The organism is Limnofasciculus baicalensis BBK-W-15 (assembly GCF_024178385.1).
Classification (GTDB): Bacteria; Cyanobacteriota; Cyanobacteriia; order Cyanobacteriales; family Coleofasciculaceae; genus Limnofasciculus; species Limnofasciculus baicalensis.
Genome location: NZ_JAMZMM010000761.1, coordinates 1 through 1,012, shown reverse-complemented (window position 1 = coordinate 1,012; position 1,012 = coordinate 1). Strand labels below are relative to the sequence as shown.

At 46.8% G+C, this 1,012-nt stretch carries 1 protein-coding gene; it reads right to left on the bottom strand.

Annotated elements, in window-relative coordinates:
• Positions 1-28: 28 nt before the first annotated feature.
• Positions 29-910, bottom strand: a complete 882-nt coding sequence (locus NJ959_RS30010) for a tetratricopeptide repeat protein (RefSeq protein ID WP_254015417.1) — start codon at positions 908-910, stop codon at positions 29-31.
• Positions 911-1,012 lie beyond the last annotated feature (102 nt).

Here is a 1,012-nt window from a genome sequence, read left to right as displayed (position 1 = left end):
CCCTTGTCCCCCTTGTCCCGATAATGGACTAAGGAGAACTTTCTATCCGTGAGGGAGAATTTTGGCTTTGGGCAATAGCGGCTTGAATTTTGGGATTTTCCAGAAACTTTTTAGTATCAGCGAGGAGGCGTTCCCCCCAGAGATTTTCCTTGAGAAACTGCAAGTCGGCATAGCGATTGTCTAAACGGATAGCCGATTCTCCCATGGCTATGCCCTTATCTTTCTCACCCTTAGTATAAAAAGCTACCGCAGCCGCTAGCTGAGGTTCAGCCGCTTCCTTGTCAAGCCCGATCGCAATTCGCCATTTTTCAATTGCACCTGCTATATCCCCCTGTTCGTATTTCAGCAGTCCAATATTATTAATCGCAGGCCAGAAGTTTTTTTCCTGAGCCACTGCTTTTTCATAAGCGGTAAGTGCTGGAGCATACTGCTTGAGCATGTAATAAGAATTACCTAGATCGAACAATGCTTCGGGAACATCGGGCTTAAGCTTCAATCCCTCTTGCAAATTGGAAATTGCTGTGGTATAATCTCTTTTTTGAAAATAGGCTGAACCCAAAGTGAATAAAATTCCTGCCTCTTTTCGATCTAGAGAGCGAGCCTGTTGCAGAGCTTGAATACCTTTATCCAACTCTTCATTTTGCACGTACAGACTGCCCAAGATAAACCATGTTTCATAGCGCTTGGGGGCGAGTTGTGTTGCGAGTTGCGCTCTCGGTAGTGCTAACTGAGATTGCTGGAAGCGGACAAGTTGAACGGCATCCTGAGCGAGATTTAAGCCTTGCTCCTCTAGTTTCTCAGAATTGAGCTGCACGGTATAGGGCACAAGTGCCTGTCCAAAAACGGGTGCTGGTAAAGTCAGTAAACTAAGAAGAGCGAAAATTGGTAACAAAGGAATGGGCTTGGGCACGTTGGAGCCTCACGAGACAACTAGGAAGGAATCTTTCGCTAAATTAGCGCATAATTGGTGCGATCGTCGCGGCAATCTGGGAAGGGGGTGTGGGGTGTGGGG